At 43.9% G+C, this 18,419-nt stretch carries 17 protein-coding genes; 8 read left to right on the top strand and 9 right to left on the bottom strand.

The features are described 5' to 3' along the window. Positions 1–68: 68 nt before the first annotated feature. Positions 69–983 carry a chemotaxis protein gene (locus tag AB6D06_RS15680; protein ID WP_017062751.1) on the bottom strand — a complete coding sequence of 305 codons (915 nt, stop codon included), beginning with the start codon at positions 981–983 and terminating at the stop codon, positions 69–71. A gap of 281 nt (positions 984–1,264) precedes the next feature. On the opposite strand from AB6D06_RS15680, the gene ppiC reads away from it, so the two are divergent. Beyond that, positions 1,265–1,546, top strand: a complete 282-nt coding sequence (gene ppiC / locus AB6D06_RS15675; protein WP_258185064.1) for a peptidylprolyl isomerase PpiC — start codon at positions 1,265–1,267, stop codon at positions 1,544–1,546. A 283-nt stretch (positions 1,547–1,829) separates the two neighbouring features. Beyond that, on the top strand, positions 1,830–3,236 hold the full coding sequence (locus AB6D06_RS15670; protein ID WP_372110937.1) for an alpha-amylase family glycosyl hydrolase: 1,407 nt from the start codon (positions 1,830–1,832) through the stop codon (positions 3,234–3,236). Positions 3,237–3,364: 128 nt separating this feature from the next. Here AB6D06_RS15670 and AB6D06_RS15665 read toward each other — a convergent pair whose 3' ends face one another. The 4 genes from AB6D06_RS15665 to AB6D06_RS15650 all read right to left on the bottom strand — a co-directional run bounded on the left by AB6D06_RS15665 (position 3,365) and on the right by AB6D06_RS15650 (position 8,603). Beyond that, on the bottom strand, positions 3,365–5,236 hold the full coding sequence (locus AB6D06_RS15665; RefSeq protein WP_017062748.1) for a methyl-accepting chemotaxis protein: 1,872 nt from the start codon (positions 5,234–5,236) through the stop codon (positions 3,365–3,367). 435 nt (positions 5,237–5,671) lie between these two features. Continuing rightward, the gene (locus AB6D06_RS15660) at positions 5,672–7,042 is read right to left on the bottom strand and encodes a YjiH family protein (RefSeq protein WP_372058172.1); all 1,371 of its coding nucleotides are present in this window, start codon (positions 7,040–7,042) and stop codon (positions 5,672–5,674) included. 228 nt (positions 7,043–7,270) lie between these two features. Next, positions 7,271–7,945: a YoaK family protein gene (locus AB6D06_RS15655; RefSeq protein ID WP_017062746.1), complete on the bottom strand. Its 675-nt coding sequence runs from the start codon at positions 7,943–7,945 to the stop codon at positions 7,271–7,273. A 175-nt stretch (positions 7,946–8,120) separates the two neighbouring features. Beyond that, positions 8,121–8,603 carry a GFA family protein gene (locus AB6D06_RS15650; protein ID WP_170791798.1) on the bottom strand — a complete coding sequence of 161 codons (483 nt, stop codon included), beginning with the start codon at positions 8,601–8,603 and terminating at the stop codon, positions 8,121–8,123. A gap of 32 nt (positions 8,604–8,635) precedes the next feature. Between AB6D06_RS15650 and AB6D06_RS15645 the strand changes: the two genes are divergently transcribed. The 3 genes from AB6D06_RS15645 (at position 8,636) to AB6D06_RS15635 (ending at position 11,300) form a co-directional block, all read left to right on the top strand. After that, on the top strand, positions 8,636–9,289 hold the full coding sequence (locus AB6D06_RS15645; RefSeq protein WP_017064322.1) for a hypothetical protein: 654 nt from the start codon (positions 8,636–8,638) through the stop codon (positions 9,287–9,289). A gap of 124 nt (positions 9,290–9,413) precedes the next feature. Next, positions 9,414–9,713 carry an isoamylase early set domain-containing protein gene (locus AB6D06_RS15640; protein WP_009845720.1) on the top strand — a complete coding sequence of 100 codons (300 nt, stop codon included), beginning with the start codon at positions 9,414–9,416 and terminating at the stop codon, positions 9,711–9,713. Between the two features lie 276 nt (positions 9,714–9,989). Next, positions 9,990–11,300, top strand: a complete 1,311-nt coding sequence (locus tag AB6D06_RS15635; RefSeq protein ID WP_029235892.1) for a peptidoglycan DD-metalloendopeptidase family protein — start codon at positions 9,990–9,992, stop codon at positions 11,298–11,300. Between the two features lie 106 nt (positions 11,301–11,406). On the opposite strand, the gene AB6D06_RS15630 is transcribed toward AB6D06_RS15635, so the two are convergent. Continuing rightward, a complete protein-coding gene (locus AB6D06_RS15630; RefSeq protein WP_372110931.1) occupies positions 11,407–13,251 on the bottom strand; it encodes a putative bifunctional diguanylate cyclase/phosphodiesterase in 1,845 nt (614 codons plus the stop codon). 180 nt (positions 13,252–13,431) lie between these two features. Next, positions 13,432–14,328 (bottom strand): LysR family transcriptional regulator, encoded by an 897-nt coding sequence (locus AB6D06_RS15625; RefSeq protein ID WP_009845717.1) that lies wholly within the window; start codon positions 14,326–14,328, stop codon positions 13,432–13,434. 108 nt (positions 14,329–14,436) lie between these two features. Between AB6D06_RS15625 and AB6D06_RS15620 the strand changes: the two genes are divergently transcribed. The 3 genes from AB6D06_RS15620 (at position 14,437) to AB6D06_RS15610 (ending at position 16,513) form a co-directional block, all read left to right on the top strand. After that, positions 14,437–15,642 (top strand): multidrug effflux MFS transporter, encoded by a 1,206-nt coding sequence (locus tag AB6D06_RS15620; protein ID WP_372110928.1) that lies wholly within the window; start codon positions 14,437–14,439, stop codon positions 15,640–15,642. Between the two features lie 100 nt (positions 15,643–15,742). Continuing rightward, positions 15,743–16,093 (top strand): hypothetical protein, encoded by a 351-nt coding sequence (locus AB6D06_RS15615; RefSeq protein ID WP_017057980.1) that lies wholly within the window; start codon positions 15,743–15,745, stop codon positions 16,091–16,093. A 285-nt stretch (positions 16,094–16,378) separates the two neighbouring features. Continuing rightward, positions 16,379–16,513 (top strand): hypothetical protein, encoded by a 135-nt coding sequence (locus tag AB6D06_RS15610; protein WP_010431176.1) that lies wholly within the window; start codon positions 16,379–16,381, stop codon positions 16,511–16,513. A 153-nt stretch (positions 16,514–16,666) separates the two neighbouring features. Here the strand turns inward: AB6D06_RS15610 and AB6D06_RS15605 are convergent, their stop codons facing one another. Continuing rightward, on the bottom strand, positions 16,667–17,284 hold the full coding sequence (locus AB6D06_RS15605) for a glutaredoxin domain-containing protein (protein ID WP_017064328.1): 618 nt from the start codon (positions 17,282–17,284) through the stop codon (positions 16,667–16,669). Positions 17,285–17,352: 68 nt separating this feature from the next. Continuing rightward, positions 17,353–18,243 carry a DMT family transporter gene (locus AB6D06_RS15600; RefSeq protein WP_017062738.1) on the bottom strand — a complete coding sequence of 297 codons (891 nt, stop codon included), beginning with the start codon at positions 18,241–18,243 and terminating at the stop codon, positions 17,353–17,355. Between the last annotated feature and the right edge of the window lie 176 nt (positions 18,244–18,419).

Here is an 18,419-nt window from a genome sequence, read left to right as displayed (position 1 = left end):
TGAAGAAAGAAGAGACTAAGAAGCTAAACCATTGAGCACTATGCCAGGTTTAGCTTCTATAACAGAGCCTAAGCAGCCGTAGAGGCGCCGTTTAAGACTTTTGCGCCGCGTAGCATAGCTTCGATTAATTCACCCGCGTTGAACTTCTCAAGCGCTTCATGCGCCCCCACCTGATTAGCACGGTCAACACAGATCTCGCTGGATAGTGAAGTATGCAAAATACAGTAAGCGTGACTTAAAGCGCTGTCGTTTTGCACTTCAAATGCAAGCTCATAACCATCTAATCCCGGCATCTCGATATCACTCACCAGAAGATCAATGGCATTGCCAGCGCTGGCTTGGCGTCGCATTAGGTCGATGGCATCTAAGCCGTTGTTACATATGCTGTAAGGGATGTTGATGCTGTCTAAGGCATCAGATAACTGTTTACGCGCAATCAAGGAATCATCCACCAATAAGATGTTCAACGCTTTGAGGCGTTCCCTTTCTACATCGGTCAGCATTGGGATGTGCGCATTCTCATAAGCTGGGTAGATCTTAGAAAGCAGCAGTTCCACATCGAGCATTTGGACAATACGGTCTTCAAAACGTGTAATACCGGTAACAAACACATTGCGACCCACACTGGTGGGTGGAGATTCAATGCTCTTCCAGTCGCACTCAATGATTTTATCAATCGAACGAACCAAGAACGCCACAACTGTTCTTAAACAGTCGGTGACGATGAGTACACAATCTTGGTATTCAGCGGGTGTTATCGGACGGAAGCCAATCGCAGCGGACATATCAATAACTGGAACCGTAAGGTCGCGGATAGTCACTGTACCAATTACGTGATGATGGGAGTAGGGGATCTGAGTCATCGGCTGAAAAGGGACGATTTCTCTGACCTTAAGCGTGCCAATCGCAAAACTTTGAGTGAGGGACAACTTGAACATCAACATTCCCTGTGACTGACTCGCTTTACTGATCGGTTTGGCCATAAGTGGCTCCTACTTAATACGCGCTTAATTTATAAGGATTAATTTAAAGGGAAATGGAAGCCGCAGCAAGTCGCGATGCGGTTTTTAATGGCCTTTAAGGCAGTTGTTTTCGGTTATAGAGTGAAGAATAGCGGTTCTTGGGTTAAAATCACGCTAAACGCTGGCTGTCGATGAATTTATGTCGATAAGCCGTTAGCGGCAAACAGATTTACAACAGTCAGTTCATTCGCGATGTTCTAAGTAATCGTCGTAAGTAAACTGGCAGCAACAAACTGAGAATTATCATGGCAAGAACAGCAGCAGCGCTTCATATTTTGGTGAAGCATAAAGAACTAGCAGAAGACATCATGACGCAGCTTAAAAAGGGCGCTAAATTTCAAACGCTAGCGAAGAAACATTCAACCTGTCCATCTGGTAAGAAGGGCGGCGACCTAGGTGAGTTCAAAAAAGGTCAAATGGTGCCTCAGTTTGATAAGGTTTGTTTCTCTGGCGAGACGCTTGTACCACACCTTGTGAAAACAAAATTCGGTTGGCATGTGGTGAAGGTTCTTTACAGAACTTAGTCATAAATATGTGTTAGATTGAATAAAAGGAGCGTATATACGCTCCTTTTTTGTCACTTTTTTGCGCATTTAAAAGCACTATGGCTGAGTGTTCATCCCAGACGTTATGCGATAATTGGCGCTACGCCCTTAACTATCCGCCGTGACTAATCGGTGAGAGGAGGAGGGGTTTTAATGAGTAACTCATATAATAAATACCATCCTTAAGGAAATTTATGCAGCTTTGCCTTTTAGCCTTTGTATTTATCTAGAAAGCTGTAAACGAGTTTGGTAGGAGAACAACATGGAGAGTTCAGCTATGTTAAGCAATCCAGCGACAGATGTCATATTGCATGCCTTTGACTGGTGCTACGCTGACGTAATGAAGAACGCCCCACTGATCCAAGAGTTGGGTTATAAATCTGTTTTAGTATCACCGGCGATGAAATCGCTGCGCGGCCCTAAAGGTTGCGATCGAAATTCTGGTACTCAATGGTGGCAACGCTATCAGCCCCAAGACTATCGTGTGATCGATAATCAGTTGGGTGACACACAAGATTTTAAAGCGATGGTCGACACGTTAAAGCGACATGGGCTTCGTACTTATGTGGATGTGGTGTTTAACCATATGGCCAACGAATCGGGTATCCGCGGTGATCTAACGTATCCCAATCAGCAAGACATGGCGTCTTATCAAAAAGATGCTGACTATTATGAATCCATACGTTTGTTTGGTGACCTTTCTGAGCCTCTTTTTGATGAGAACGACTTCGTGGAAGCGTTTGGTATCAAGAACTGGAAAGACACGTGGGAAGTGCAAAACGGGCGTATTACCGGTGGCGCCAGCGATCCTGGCCTGCCAACGCTACTCGATAACGATAATGTGGTGGCACAACAAAGAGCCTACCTAAAAGCACTGAAAGAGATTGGTGTGAAAGGATTTCGCATTGATGCGGCAAAGCATATGACACTGGCACACCTACGCAAGGTGTGGACGGATGACATCTGCGAAGAAATGCACATCTTCGGTGAGATCATTACCGATGGCGGCGCGACAGAAGAAGAGTATGAGCTGTTCCTTGAGCCTTATCTTAAACACACTCGCTTAGGCGCTTACGATTTCCCGTTGTTCAACACCATCTTCAAAGCATTTGAAGAGCAGGGCAGCTTTAAGTCTTTGATTAACCCATACTGTTTTGGTCAGGCTCTGTCGAATATGCGAGCGATCACGTTTGCGGTCACTCATGATATTCCCAATAACGAGGTGTTTTTGGAGCATGTGATGGATGAAGTGGATGAGCGATTGGCTCATGCTTTCATTCTTGGTCGAGACGGCGGTGTGCCGCTTGTTTACAGTGAACTGAGCACCAGCGGTATTCTGGACAAGAGCGGTCAGCCTCGTTGGCTTAACGACTGGCAAGCGCCTTACATGAAAAGCATGATTCAATTCCATAACCATGTTCATGGCGAAGCGATGCGTGTGGTTGAAGCGAATGATGATTTGTTGGTGTTTGTCCGTGGCGATAAAGGCATTGTGGTGATCAACAAGTCGAAGCGAAGCAAAACAGCCTCATTAAATTGGACTGGTGCGGTAACCGATTTACTGTCGGATGATGTGTTTGAATGTGTTGGTAAGGATTTAACCATCAAGGTGGAATCGAACCAATGCATGATGTTAACGACGAATGAATTGAAGCCTGTCACGAGTTAACTTGGATAGACTAGAAAGAGAAGCCCCGCTTACTGGCAATCAGTAATCGGGGCTTTTTATTTTAATCTATTGCTCGGTAACTAAACCAAATGGCGACTCAGCCAAACGGCAACTGAGCCAAACCTTGGTTAAACCGTAAACTTATTCAATAGCTCGTCTTGTTGGCGAACATTGTCAGTTTGCTGCTGCATTGCGGTATTCGCTTCTTGGGCCGCTGTTGATACTTGTGTTGAAAGGTCTTTGATCTTAACAGTGTTGTTATTGATCTCTTCCGCTACCAAGCTCTGCTCTTCTGCTGCTGAAGCAATTTGAATGTTCATATCTGAGATGCGTTGAATCGCGTCACGGATACGGTCAAGTGAAGAGTTCGCTTGCTGAGCGCGTTCAACGGCGTCAGTGGCTGTGTCTTTACTTTGGTTCATCGCGTTCGATACTGAGCTTGCACCCGCTTGGAGCTGCTCGATCATGTTGCGGATTTCCGTAGTTGATTCTTGAGTACGTTGTGCCAGAGTACGAACTTCATCGGCAACGACTGCGAAACCACGGCCTGATTCACCAGCACGCGCCGCTTCAATAGCCGCATTCAATGCCAGTAGGTTGGTTTGGTCTGCAATATCGTTGATTACTTTTAGAATTGTTTCGATGTTGGCTGTTGCTGATTCAAGTACTTGTACTTCGGCAACCGCTTGGTCGATACGTGCTGAAAGGTTATCAATCGCTTGAGTGGTGTCACTTACGACAGATGTGCCGTCTAGCGTTGCTTCGTCTGCTTCACGGGCTGCCGCTGCTGCGCCTTGAGCATTGTTTGCAACTTCAGTTGCAGTAACCGCCATCTCGTTCATTGCAGTCGCTAACTGTTCAAGCTCTTCCAGTTGGGTATTCATCGCTTTCGCTGATTCGCCTGCACCTTTAACCGTGATTTCAGTACCACGCTTAATTTCAACACCAATCGCTTTCGATTGAATGATCTGATTTTGCAGGTTTTCAGTAAAGGTGTTGAAACCTTTCGCTAGGTCAGAGAACTCTTGGTCTGTGTTGGTATCTAGGCGCTTAGTTAAATCACCTTGACCGCTCGCCACATCTTGAATGGCTTGGTTAAGCGCATCCAGTGGACGCATTAACACACGAATCAGAACAGTCAGTGCAATGATGCTGAGAATAACTGCAATCAACGAGTAGATCATTGAGCTGTTCTTCAATTCTTCAACGGTTTGGAACGCGATCTCTTCATCCAGGATGGCACCTATATACCAATCTTCACTAGGGATGTGGGTGAAATTAACTAGGAACATTTTGCCGTCGACTTCAATTTCTTGAGAGCCTTCACGAATAGTCGCTTGTGGCATGTAGCTTGATAGCGTTTCACCGTTGTTTTTCGCATTTGGGTGAGCAATCGTGGTGCCGTCGGCTGTTACTAGGAACAGGTAACCCGCATCAAACAAGTTCACTTGGTTGACCAAGGTAGCAAGGTTCGTCAATTCTAGGTCGTAGAACATACCCGCAGTAAAGCGGCCGTTGTCTTTAACTGGAGTACCTACTGATATGATGACTTTCTTACTTGATGCATCCACATAAGGAGCGGTAACAACTAAACTGTTTTTGGATTTAGCATCAATGTACCAAGGACGAATTCGTGGGTCGTAGTCTGGACCGGCATCCCAACCATCATCATTTTCAATAACGAAACCGTTTGCTTCATAACCAAAACCAACCGCTAGGAAGCTGTTTTTAAGCTTGGGCTTTTCTAAGATTTCTTTAACGTAAGCGCGATCTTCAGGGTTGATCTCGATGACTTCAGTCGTCGATTGAGCCAACGCTTTCTTGGCGTTCATCTCCGATACGACGGTATTTTTCACGCCCGAGACCATCTCTTTCAGGCTCGCATTGACGTGGTTTTCTACTGCACTTCTTACAGTGTAAAGTTGTTGTATTGAAAGCAATGATACTGTCACTAGCAGCAAGGCTGATGATGCAGCAACCACCTTATGGCTAAATTTCATTGAGTTTTCCCCTTCTCACAGGCTTTGCGAAGACTAAAGTTAATCGTGTTTTTGTAATTATATATATCGACTAGATTGGGTTTTACTTGAATGTAATTTCACAAAATAGACTGCAAAAATACAACAACCTAAACAATACAAAATTCACTAAATCACATATTTGTTACTTTTAGTATTTGGTTCAATGAGTTGGGGAATGGGGCTAGACAGAGTTTAAGGAGGGATTAAGAATGTATTAATTTGACGATTATGCGTTCAGTTTTCTATTAACAAGAGGTGGGTTGAATAAATGATATGAAATCAAGTGATATACAGAACTTATAAATTGATTGAACTCTAAATAATGCTGTGTATATATTTGTGCTAATAAAAAGCCCCACAAAAGTGAGGCTTTATAAACTGAATCTTTATTGAGTTACATAAGTAGTATCTAATTTAGAATATTAGATGCGCTACACCAGCGATAACTGGAAGCGTAATTAACGTACGTAGAATAAAGATAATAAACAGTTCTAAGATGTTCACTGGAATCTTACTGCCTAGAAGCAGAGCGCCCACTTCAGACATGTAGATCAGCTGAGTTACCGACATTGCTGCAATAACAAAGCGAGTCATCTCGTTGTCGATAGAAGCCGCAAGGATTGCTGGGATGAACATGTCTGCAAAACCAACCACGATGGTTTCAGATGCCGCAACCGCTTCAGGAACACCAAGTAGCTCTAGGAACGGAATAAAAGGTTGACCTAGGAATGAGAATACCGATGTGTATTCCGCAATAACCAGTGCCATCGTACCAAGGCCCATCACCACAGGCAGTACGCCAAATACCATATCCACGGCGTTACGGATGCCTTCAGCAAATACTGACTTAGCTGACTTAACTTGTGATGCTTTGTTTACTGCTAGCTCAAGACCCCAAGAGAATGTTGAGTGACCTGCAGGGATCGCGTCAGCGTCTTTGTGCGGCTTGCTGCCATCAATGAAGGTGTCTTTCTTCATACTTAGTGGCGGAAGGCGAGGGATGATTACCGCAGCCACAATACCCGCTAGACAGATTGCTGCGTAGAAAGGCAGGAATAGGTGCTCTAGCTCTACTTGAGCAATAACCACAAGACTGAACGTGATAGAGACTGCAGAGAAAGTCGTACCAACTACAGCGGCTTCACGCTGCGTGTAGAATTTCTTCTCGTACTGTTTGCTTGTAAGCAGGATACCGACACTGCCGTCACCTAACCAAGAAGCCATACAATCGATAGCACTACGACCTGGCAGGTTGAAGATTGGGCGCATCACTTTACTTAGTAAGGTGCCAAACAATTCTAGCAAACCAAAGTTAAGTAGTAGTGGCAGTAGTAAACCTGCAAAGATAAATACTGAGAACAGTGTTGGAAGTAGGCCTTCTAGTACGAGACCACCAGTGTTTTCTTCCCAGATAAACTCAGGGCCTACTTGGAAGAAAGCCATGAATGCAGCAGCACCACCGATAAGACGAACCAACAACCACAGTGGAGATGGGTTGAAAAGACCGTTTAAGAAAGAGCTTGATGTAATGAATGTAGGTTTGAAAATGGTGCTTAAAACGGAAGCTACAGACATGAAAGCAACGATTGCAGTGATAATAGCAACTAGAGACTCACCGAAAACCGCTTGAATTGATTTAGCTAGAATAGCGACAGGGATCGTTAGATCACCTTGATAGCTGATTGGCGCCATGAAAAGGAATAAACCAATCAATGATGGGATTAAGAAAACCCAGAAACTGCCTTTAGATTTCTCTGTTTGAGCAGTATTCTTGTTGTTAGACATGTTATTGTTCTCGAATTTCTACACGTAAAAAAGCCACATCCTTGGCATTTTTATTCACTAAACGTCCGTATTTTCTCATTGGGTGCAAGATTACCCAGTATTAATATCGCTTGCAATACTATTCATCAAATATCGCTAAATATTCATACTGGTTATTCTGCAACGTATTAAGAGTTTAGAATAAAGTGTTGCGGATGTTACGTAGTTTGAGGTTATATTGCCAGATATTTATAAATTGACTGGGGTTTCAGTTCGATAGGTCAAGTATAACCAGTAGCTAAACGCAATAATGAAAGCAAAAGAGGCAGGGAAAGCCAATGCCAAGATTTCGAAGCGTTGGAACAGACAAGCGCCAATTAAGCCGCCAAACAGGAAGCCAACCACAATGAAAATTAGCAGTTTGGCTTTACGGCGGTCAAAAGGCATCCCCTTTAAGCGAGCGCCAATCATGATCCCAAGATCGGTAATGATCCCGCTCATGTGTGTTGTTCGAATGATTGCCCCGCTGTAAGTGGTGATCATCGCGTTCTGCAAACCACACGCGGCTGAAGCGAAATACTGACCTGAAGTATAGCCTTGCAACAGTGTCCACAGCGCCAAAAACAGCAATCCACCCTCAATACATAGTGCAACACCGTAACGGCGCCCTAACTTCAATGCTTGGTTTTCAATAAAGAACCCGCTGAACGCCGCACCTAACATGAAGCTCATGATCACCAATAGGAGGTGAACAGAAGCCGAGGTCGGTGTAAGCAGGCTACTGCCTAGCAAAGACATGGTGCCGGAGATATGGGAGATAGCTTGATGTTGGAAGCCAAGTAAGCCGATAGCATTAACACTGCCAGCAAGACCAGCTAACAAAAGGGCGCCGTATTCAACCCAGCGAGGTAACTTAGAAATCATGTGGTTCACCCTGGGTTAAATAGAGGAGCAAGATTATAACGCTAGACAAAAGATACGCTAGCGCTGTGAAGCGGTGATATTTGATCTTAGGCAACAGTATTGCAGTTTGTTTTAATACTGTTGCTATATAAAGATAACGGTCAATAACGAGATAAAGATAACGCTCAATGACGAACTAGTTGTAATGGCTCATTTGGTGGTCGAACTTAACCCAACCGTGTTTGCGTTCTTCATAAACCGAAAAGCTCGGCAGTGGGAAGTCTTGCTCTTTAAATAATCCGAGCGGGACGATATAAAAATCAGCGGCGGCAACCGACTGCAAAAGCATGGTGGTGCCACACTTGGGACAAAACTGATAGGTGACTTCATTACCCGTATCGCTGATGCGTGAAAAAGAGGTCACTTCACCGCTGAGTGTAACTTGTTCTATTGGGAACCGAGCCTGAATGCCGAACACACTTCCGGTGCGTTTCTGACACTCATAGCAATGGCAGACAGATGTACGTTGAGGTTCACCTCGGCATACTAGGTTGACTGCTCCACAGCGGCATTCGCAACTTCTGATATTTCTATCTTTAATATGATTGATATCCATCCATGCTCCACTTCTGGTTAACCCTGTATTGATAATTATACTAAAGCCCTTTATGGTCTGCACAACTGGATGAAAACAAAAGAATATAATTGCCCATGAAAAAGAAAATCTTACCTATCCCTCTGATTCTACTGATTCCAATTGTCATGCTGGTTGTGGTGATAGTAGCGGGTATTTATCGCTTTAGCTTAAGTGATGAAGAGATCTTGGCGAAGTTTCCTTCTTCTCAAGTGAGTTATGACCCAGTCGTAGAAACCGTTTTTGATTTGAAGACGACCAATCCATGGACAATTAAAGTTCCTGAGACTAACGCCTACGCTTTTATCAATGAAGTTGATGAGCCTAGAGCCATCGCGTTTGGACGCTATGACTCAGGTGTTGAGCGCGGTGTGGTAACGGTAGACACCAATAATCTTTCAGCCGCCACGTTGGGCAAGGCGAGTTTCTTTGTCGCGCCGATGTGGATATCTAACCAAGGCAGCGGTGTTTTCTATTATCTAGGCCTGTTTAAGCATGACCAGCAACGAAGCCGTGTGGTGTTAGTCGACCAACTTTTACTGGGTGATCGTATACAAATTCAGACATTGGAGGTAGCTCAGCAGCCAGGTTCGCAATCACAGAATAAACTTACTGGGGAAGGTTTTATCGGCTTTACTCAGCATTCTGCGGAACAATCATTTGCAGAACCCCCTTCTGAAAAGGTGTTAATGAGTTTTTCTTTTGATACGCAATCAATTGGTAAGCAATAACGTTTTCGTGAATGTAAGGATCTGTTGTTTATGTGAGCCAAATTACATATTATCTTAGTTAGATGAATGAAATTTAGACACAGTTAGCTTTGTGTCCGCTTATTATTACAAATGGAGCTTGCGAATGATTAATAAACGTTTTTTTAAGACGAAAGATGAAGTTGAAGTGACCTTCGAGCTAGAAGCTCAGGAAGCGAACTCTGTATCCATCGTTGCTGACTTTCTTGATTGGAAAGCCACCCCAATGAAAAAACTGGCCAAAGGGAAGGTTTACAAGTTTAAAACTCGTCTACCTAAAGATGGCGAGTTTCAATTCCGCTACCTAGTTGATGACCAACAATGGGTGAACGATGCGAATGCTGACCGTTACATCCCAAATGAGTTTGGTGAAGACAACTGCTTAGTGTCGACGGTAAACGCATAATCTTTTCTTAAAACCAGCGACTAATTCGCTTCGTTTATTAATTATTCGAAACGGAATAACGTAAACCAATAGAAAGCAGAAACTAGCCGTTTCTGCTTTTTTATTTTTAAATTTAGCGGTTAATTTTATTTCTTATCTAGTGGCTCTTCATCTACGGCAACTCAATGACTTAGGCTAAGTTGGGAAGATTCACATCATATTATGACAATGCATTGATGATTTATGCGTTTGAAAAGCATATCCTATGCCTTTATATCGTAGAAAGACCTGTTTACCGTGTATTCAAAAATATTTCCCTCTCCGTTTGCTGAGCTTTCACCTGTAAAAAAAGTAGCTATTTTGGGACTGCCACTTATTGCTGCGATTGGTGTTGCTTTGCAATCGTCACAATCGGATCTGACGAAAACGATCGATCTTGATTTGCCCGACTCAACCGTTATTGAGTCAATTCTGTCACCATCTTCTGTTACCGTTATTGAGCCGCCGACATTTGAGTACCAAATTCAATCTGGCGATAACTTGAGTAGCATCTTCACTCAGCTTGGATTTTCTTACAAATCGATGATGAGCGTGATGGAAACTGATTTGAACTTCCTTGCTTTAGATACGCTTCGTCCGGGTAATACATTACGCTTTTGGCGTGATGAAGCGACCGGCGACCTTTCTAAAATGGAACTTCAATTTAGCGTCGCGGACAAAGTGGTTTACCGATTACTTGATGACGGCAGCTACGAATTCGAAGACATCTCTATTCCTGGTGAATGGAAGCAAAAACCTCTCGTGGGTGATATTCATGGCAGCTTCTCAATGTCGGCGAATAAAGCTGGCCTGAACAGCCTTGAGATTGACCATATTGTGACTCTTCTTAAAGACAAGCTGAACTTCAGCCGCGACCTACGTGCTGGCGATCAGTTTGAAGTGCTTCAAAAAGCGCAATATGTTGATGGTGTTGCAACCGGAAAACGTGAAATTGAAGCAATTAAGATCATGAATCGTAACCGCGTTGTGTCAGCATACTTACACACCGACGGACAATATTACGATGCTAATGGCGATAGCCTTCAACGTGCTTTCCAACGTTACCCAGTGAGCAGTAGCTGGCGTCAGAGTTCTCAATTTAACCCTAAACGTCTACACCCTGTGACTGGCCGAATCTCACCGCACAACGGTACGGATTTCGCGACACCAATTGGCACACCTGTTCAAGCAACGGGTGATGGCAAAGTGATCATGACGCGTAAACACCCTTATGCGGGTAACTATGTGGTGATTCAACACGGTAGCACTTATAAAACGCGCTACTTGCACTTAAGCAAGATCCTTGTTCGTAAAGGACAAACGGTATCTCGTGGTCAACGTATTGGCCTATCGGGTAAAACGGGTCGAGTGACAGGTGCTCACTTGCACTATGAACTGATCGAACGTGGTCGCCCTGTTGATGCGATGAAAGCGAATATCCCAATGGCCGATTCTGTGCCTAAAAAGGAAAAAGCGACATTCACAGCCGCGAGAGATGAAGCCGACAAGCTATTGAAGGCAGCGTTAGAAACGCGCAATCTAGCAATGGTTAATAATGCTAGTAAGTAGCTAGCCATTAAACTGTTTTAAAGCCGCAAGAGCATCACAAAGCACAGTCAGTGTTAAGTGATGCTCTTGCGGCTTTTTAGTTCTCAATAGAAGGTTCGGTAAGGGTTTAAACTAAAGGCTCTGAGTGCGCGACATAGCTAACGATAGCTTCAGGTCGCATTGGAGGTGAGTAGAGGTAACCTTGGATCTTGTCACATCCCATCGCGTGCAGCTTTTCTAATTGCTCGCGCTTCTCTACGCCTTCCGCAACCAATGACACATTGAGTCTGTGTGCCAGTTGAACAATCAACCACACAACACTTTCGGATGTTGAGTTTGTCAGCAAGTTTCGAATAAAGGTGGCATCAATCTTAATACAATCGATAGGGTAGCTATGAATGTAATTTAAGCTTGAGTAACCAGTACCGAAATCATCTAGAGCGATCGTGAACCCTTGTCCCCTTAGAAAGTCGAGTGCTGACTTTGTTTCTTGAGTTGGAGATAACAGAACGGTTTCGGTTAGCTCAATGACAAACTCGTTTGCTTTAAAGTGATGCTGTTCAATCGTTCGAGTGAGATAGGAAATATAACGCTTAGAATCGGTAAGCTCGTGAGCGGAGCAGTTTATTCCAAGCTTAACTTTGTAGCCTAAGCCTCGCTCCAATTTTGTTTTAGCGCGGCATACCAATTCGATGATCCGTTCACCCAGTTCCACGATCAACCCCGATTCTTCCGCTACCTGAATGAACTCCACTGGCGAGATGTCGCCATGTCTTGTGGTTTTCCAACGAGTTAACACCTCGAAGTAATCCCATCGTGTATCAATGTGATCAACGATTGGTTGTACAACCACGTACATTCCATTGTCATTAGGTGCCTGACTGTCTGATATGGGGCTATCAAGTTCACTTCGTAAGGCGGCGATTAACTCGGTTTTCCTTTGGTAACGAACCCTTAGGTGAGTGTCGTAACATTGAATGTATGTATCTTGACTATGCTGGCACTCTTTTAGCGCCAAACTGGTGTTGAAGATGATTTGTTCTACGTCTTTATTGTCTCCATCTGACCGGGCAATGCCGATGCTGACGTCGAAATCGATTTTGATATCAATACTAGTGTAACCTTGCTTTATCTTATCCAGAATTTGTTCGCAAACAGCTATTGGGTCTGAATGATAGGTAATGAATGCGAACTCATTGCCAGCCGTCCGGAACGTCAGGTTGTTGTCGGGCAAGGTTCGGCGCAAGGTCTCTGCAACGAACTGAAGTACCTTATCGCCAATATAATTACCGTGCATATCATTGATGGCTTTGAAGCTATTGATGTCGAGCAGAGCGAGCGTGAAGGGAGTGACACTCTGCTGAGTGATCGATTCCAAGGTGTCTGATAAGCAGCTACGGTTTAATAGCCCAGTTAGACTATCGTGTGATACTTCGTAGCTGAGTTGATTAACCAGTTGCTCAGAACGGTCGTTGAACCACATTTCACGCAAGGTGTGAATGACGATATCTGCGAACAACTGGTGGTGTTTTATCACGTCTTGTTGTTGATCTGTACTCATAGGCGAACTAAAGGTTGAGAAAAGCACACCCATGACTTCGCCACTTTGACTGCGTGCTGGGATAGCGATTGAGTTCTGTGAGGTGATTTCCTGTCTAAATGCTGATGTTGGGAGTGACTGAACGATATACTGAGCAAATGAGCAATCTGGGTGTTTTTGATTAACGGCTTGTTGGTATATGTGACCATGGCGTGCGTTTATTTTGTCATGCAGTACATGGTCAGAATGGGCAATTACCAAAGGAACCATTTGATCGGGGAAGTGCTTTTTCTCAATGATACTGGTGTATTGAGTACCGAAGGTTTGATGCAAAGTAAGCACGGCAGATTCTAAAAGGTCGATACCTTCCAATTTGAGTAAGCGGCCAATGCGCTCTGTGTCTATCATGCTATTGCGTGTATGTTGAGTCATAGTCACCATCCGTAGCCAACCAGAATCGTGTGTAAGCTGTATGTGTATGATCTTGTGTATACGATCTTGTAGCAGCGCTGTCTTAAGTATTAACAATGCAACTTGCATTAATAATCTTGATATGCGTCTAGTTTATTATTGGTCGTGTTGTGTGATTTTTCAAATTTAGTGCAATATATTTCACAAAATTTGACTATTTCTTTCTTTGTCTAGCCTATCTTTTAGGTGGTCTAAAAATAGCTTGGTTCGTGTATGTGAGTAGTCAAGCTTAGGGTAGTACGCGTAAACCATCACTTCGTCGGCTGTTATATTTGGTAATACTGGAACCAGTGTCCCTTGTTTAAGATCCTCTTTGATCATTGCTTTGATGGTTAACAGTACGCCCATTCCTCGCTTGGCGGCATGAAACAAAGCCTCAGGGTTGGTGGTCGCAAAGTTACCGTTCAAAGTGATGCGCTGTCCTTTAGTTAGCGTGACTTCACGAATAGGACGCTCTCCCCATATTAAGGAGTTGTGCTGCTCTAAGTCTTGCTCGTTGATGGGATAACCATGTTTAGCCAAGTAACTTGGTGCGGCATAAAAGCTAGCTTTGTGTTCGAACAGTGGTGTTTTCTTGAAGCTTAACGAGTTGAGTTGTTCCAGTTCACGACTGATCACCAGGTCCAAGCCAAGCTCAGGTAATTGACCTGGCGTGGTGGTGATAAGCTGTACTTTAATGTCTGGATACTTTTCTAAGAAGTCGTCCATGTATTGCACGAGAAACTTAGAACCAACAGCAATGGTTGCGCCTATCTTTAGTAGGCCCGCAGGCGTTTGGTTAACCGATCGGGTTTCATCAATAATCGATTGCCAATTATCGAGCTGATCCTTGGCTCGCAGATAAAAGAGAGCCCCCGCTTCGGTTTGGCTGATTGAGCGCGTGGTGCGCTTTAATAGTTGAGTGCCGATACGTTCTTCTAACCAGTTCACTCTTTTGCTGATCGCTGAGCTGGTGGTATTGAGTTTACGCGCTGCGCCATTGAAGCTGCCTTCTTCCACCACTTTTACATAACTTTTTACGTTAAGAATCCAATCCATATTATTTCCTGTTGGGACTTAATTAAATTCCAATTTAGCTAATTATCAATTATTGGTTTTGAATGTAAACTCATCTGATGAACAAATAACAAACGAATAGGGAATTTTTTGAGCCAATCGACCTTTAAAAAAACACCGCTACTCTTAGCCATGATGATCATAGCTACAGGGCAGGTAGGGGTGAGTATCTATTTACCATCATTGCCGCTAATTGCTTCAGACTTAAGTGTGACTCAGGTAGATGTACAGCTGCTCGTTACGCTGTTTCTTGTGGGTTTTGGCTTGTCTCAGCTATTTTATGGGCCGATGTCCGATGCCGTGGGGAGAAGACCTATCTTCTTGTTAGGTCAGGGTGTTTATTTGATTGGTACTGTTGTTTGTGTTGTTTTTTCCGACAACATGACGGCGTTAGAGGTTGGTCGCTTGTTGCAAGGTCTAGGGGCGGGTAGTGCCTCGGTTCTTGGGCGAAGTGTGCTGCGCGACAGCTATGATGGCCTTCAACTGACCAAAGCACTGTCTTATATTTCGGTCACCGCTTCGATCATGCCGATTATTGCGCCCGTGTTTGGTGGTTGGATCTCATTCCACCTCGGTTGGCAGGCGGTGTTCCTGTTCGTTTTATTGTATCTACTAGCGATATTCACACTGGGTTACTTTGTTCTGCATGAAACTTTGTCATACGGAAAGAGCCGCTTTGATGCGTGCCAAGTGGTGAAGAACTACGGACGCTTGTTGACCAATCGCCAAGTGTTGACCAGTGCCAGTTACAACTGGATGAGCTACATGGCGAGTTTGGTATCTTTATCGCTGTTTCCATTCTTAATGCAAGAGCAATTGGGGCTGACCGCCGCTGAGTATGGTTCATTGATGATTGTCCCTTCGGCAGGCTTACTGATAGGTAGCGTCGCTTTAAACTTACTCAATCGTAGGTTTAGTACGCCCCAACTGATGAGCCTAGCTATTTTGATTATCTTGGCATCGGGAACTTGGCTTCTTACTCATGAGTTATCCATCTTTAACTTAGTTTGGGCGTTTACTTGGTTGGCGATAGCACAAGGCATTTCGTTCCCATTATCAATCAGCATGTTATTAGAACCTCATAAGAAGCAAGCGGGCGCAGTATCGGCATTGTCGGGCTCTATTCAGATGTGTTTAGCGGGTTTATTGGGTGGGTATCTAGTAGAGAGTTGGGTCACGACTCATCTACAGTTAGGCGTGTTCTACCTCATTATTGGCGCAGCCATGGGCGGAGTGCTTTGGTCTTCAACCAAAATGAACAACAAAGGCGATACTGTTGAAGTGGAATATAGCTAAACACTAAATTCACTATCGTTTAACGCACCATCGTTAATACGTTGTATTTGTGCTGATGGTTTTCTACAATGCTTCGGTCCATTGAATAGGTAAAAACAAAATGCAGCAAAATGAATTTGAAGTACTGGTAAAAGCTATCTGCGCACTAGATGGCCTGCCTCAAGCGCTTGAGCTATTGAAATCCAATGAGGATACAGAAGTCGCTGAGGCTGCTGCATCACTGACTGGTCAATTTGCACTTGCTGAAGTGGAAGGCGAAAAGCGTATTTACCACGTGACGCTTCAAGAAAATGAACAAGGCGAAGAGCAAGAGTACATCGAACATGTCATGAATGAAGGCGATGACTTAATCAAATTTGCAGCTTGGTTCTTTGAAACGATGTTTGAATTGAAGCAAAAAGACACATACCAAATTGCCGGTAAAACTTACAGACAGCCAAAGCGTAGCTAGGTTTCTAAGTAAAGCATTTTAGAAAGCAGCTCTATTGAGCTGCTTTTTTTATCAGTGTCTAAATCAATGTCTTGGGTTGTTATTAGGAATGGAGCATTAAGCTCAAACCAGAATTTAGGTTAACTCATTGATATACAAAAACAATGCTGATTAGCACAGAGACAAAATTAGGCTAATTGCAAATGGATGCTTAATATTGCATTAAAGTGTGATTTAGATCTTTTTTTTGGGCGTTTTAAGTGTAAAATCCGCGCTAAAGAAAGTTGATTATGTGCGGAGATAAGCATGAATTACGAACTAGGCCACGCATACCTTGGTCAAATGGCAGCAAAAAACATGATGCACGAAGCATTGTACGGCACTTCAAAGCCAAAGAAACCATCGTTCTTTAAGCGAATGATGAAGAAAATGGCTAAATAAGCATTTTCAAAAACGGAATTTTAAAAGGCCTTAAACTCGATGAAGTTTAAGGCCTTTTTCGTTTTAGCGATTGGTGAAAGTTATCGCTTTGTTTTGTTGTGGATGGACACAAAAAACACTAATTAAGCTTCTGACTAATGGCTTTTAATGAACTCAGCCAGCAGATTGATTGGATAAGTCGACCACATTATTAGGGATGCTATCTAAGCCATTCTCTTTCATCCACGCTTCTAAGTTATCGGCACCACCGATGTACTTACCATCAAGCCAGATCTGCGGGACGGTGACCGGTGTTTTCTCACCAATGTGTGCTTTTACCTCTGGAATCATACGGTACAAAGCGGCGCTATCTTTTACGACATCGTGGTATTGGTATTCAACACCCGCTTCATCCAACATTTTCTTTGCTTTAACACAGAATGGGCAGGTCGCCTTACCATAAACGATGTTGCCTTTTAAGCTGTCTCGTTTGGTCCACTCTTTGATCACGGATTGGATTAACACACCGCGATTAAGCGCTTCACCTTGGCTGACAACCTTGCCTTCAACAACAAGGATTGGGGCGTGCCAAGAGCCAAGTTTTAGAGGCTCCCACCAGTGAGACAACCAATCTTTCACTTCCAGTTCGACATCGACATCTGATAACTCATTCTCAAAAGTATCCTTAAGAATGTCTTTGGTAAGGGTACATTCCCCACATGGGATATTAACTTTAAATGGACCCCAACTGCCTGCCCAACGGTATAGTGTAATCTTGACTGGTTTCTTCATGGTTACGGCCTCGTTTGAATTCTCTTATCCATATAGAACGGACTGTCGAACTATTTATTTCACCAACCTTAAACTTTCTTCACTTTTGAAGGTTTTTTAGTTTCCCAGTGCGTTATAAATGCAACTGACGCAATAATAATAGCAGCCCCTAGCCATAAACGACCCGGTGGAACCCAACTAAATACAATCCAACCTGCTAAAACATTTAGCGGTAATTTGGCGTGGTCAAAAGGTTGCACAAACGAAGCATCAGCGACCGAGTAGGCTTTTACTATCGCCCATTGAGCGAGTGCCGTCATAACACCGATAACAATCAATATAGCCCAGATTGTACCGCCGCTTGGCGTTTGCCAATCTGGCGCAGCAAGCAGGATGTTAAATGGTGTGATTAATAGTAGAAGATAGACCACCATGGTTGAAGGACTGTCTTGCGAAGAGAGTTTTTTCACCATCAGTGAGTAGCATGCCCAGAAGAAAGCGGCACCGACTGGTAATAACGTTGCCCAGTTAAAATCTTCAGCCCACGGCTCTAGAATCACCATCGCACCCACGAAGCCTGCTAAGGTCGCGCCCCAGCGAGCAGCCCCAACTTTCTCTTTTAAGAAAAGCCCTGAACCAATGGTTGCAAACAATGGCGATGTCATGAGAAGGGCAATGCCTTGCCAAATTGGTACTGGGTAAGCCAGTGCCCATATCCAAAGTTGAATACCAATAACAGACAAGAAGACACGGAATACGTGCAATTTGAGGTTGTCGGTTTTTAGTGCGCGACGAATGCCCAGCGTTTTCAGATAAGGAAGAATAGCGAACAACGCGATGGCGTATTGAATGACGGCAACGGTGGTAGAAGTAAGTCCGAAATGAATGCTAGCAATTTGAGTTAGGCTGTTAATAACGGCAAAGGCTAGGCCTGCGGTTAGCATCCAGCTAGCGCCTTGGATCGGATGGTGTTGTGACATGATGCTTCTAATTATTTGATGTGGTACACCTATGATACGGATTTAGCACCACTTAACCAGAAAAAGCATTGATGAAGTCAGTCAGAATATTTGAATATGAAAAAAGGTTGAGCTATTGCCCTAATGCCGTTCACTTAAGAGTGAACGGCATTTTTGTTCTTAGCATACCGTTGTGG

Origin of the sequence: Vibrio sp. 10N.239.311.G01, assembly GCF_041465805.1 — a bacterium.
Classification (GTDB): Bacteria; Pseudomonadota; Gammaproteobacteria; order Enterobacterales; family Vibrionaceae; genus Vibrio; species Vibrio crassostreae_C.
This window is presented reverse-complemented; position numbering and strand designations above follow the sequence as displayed.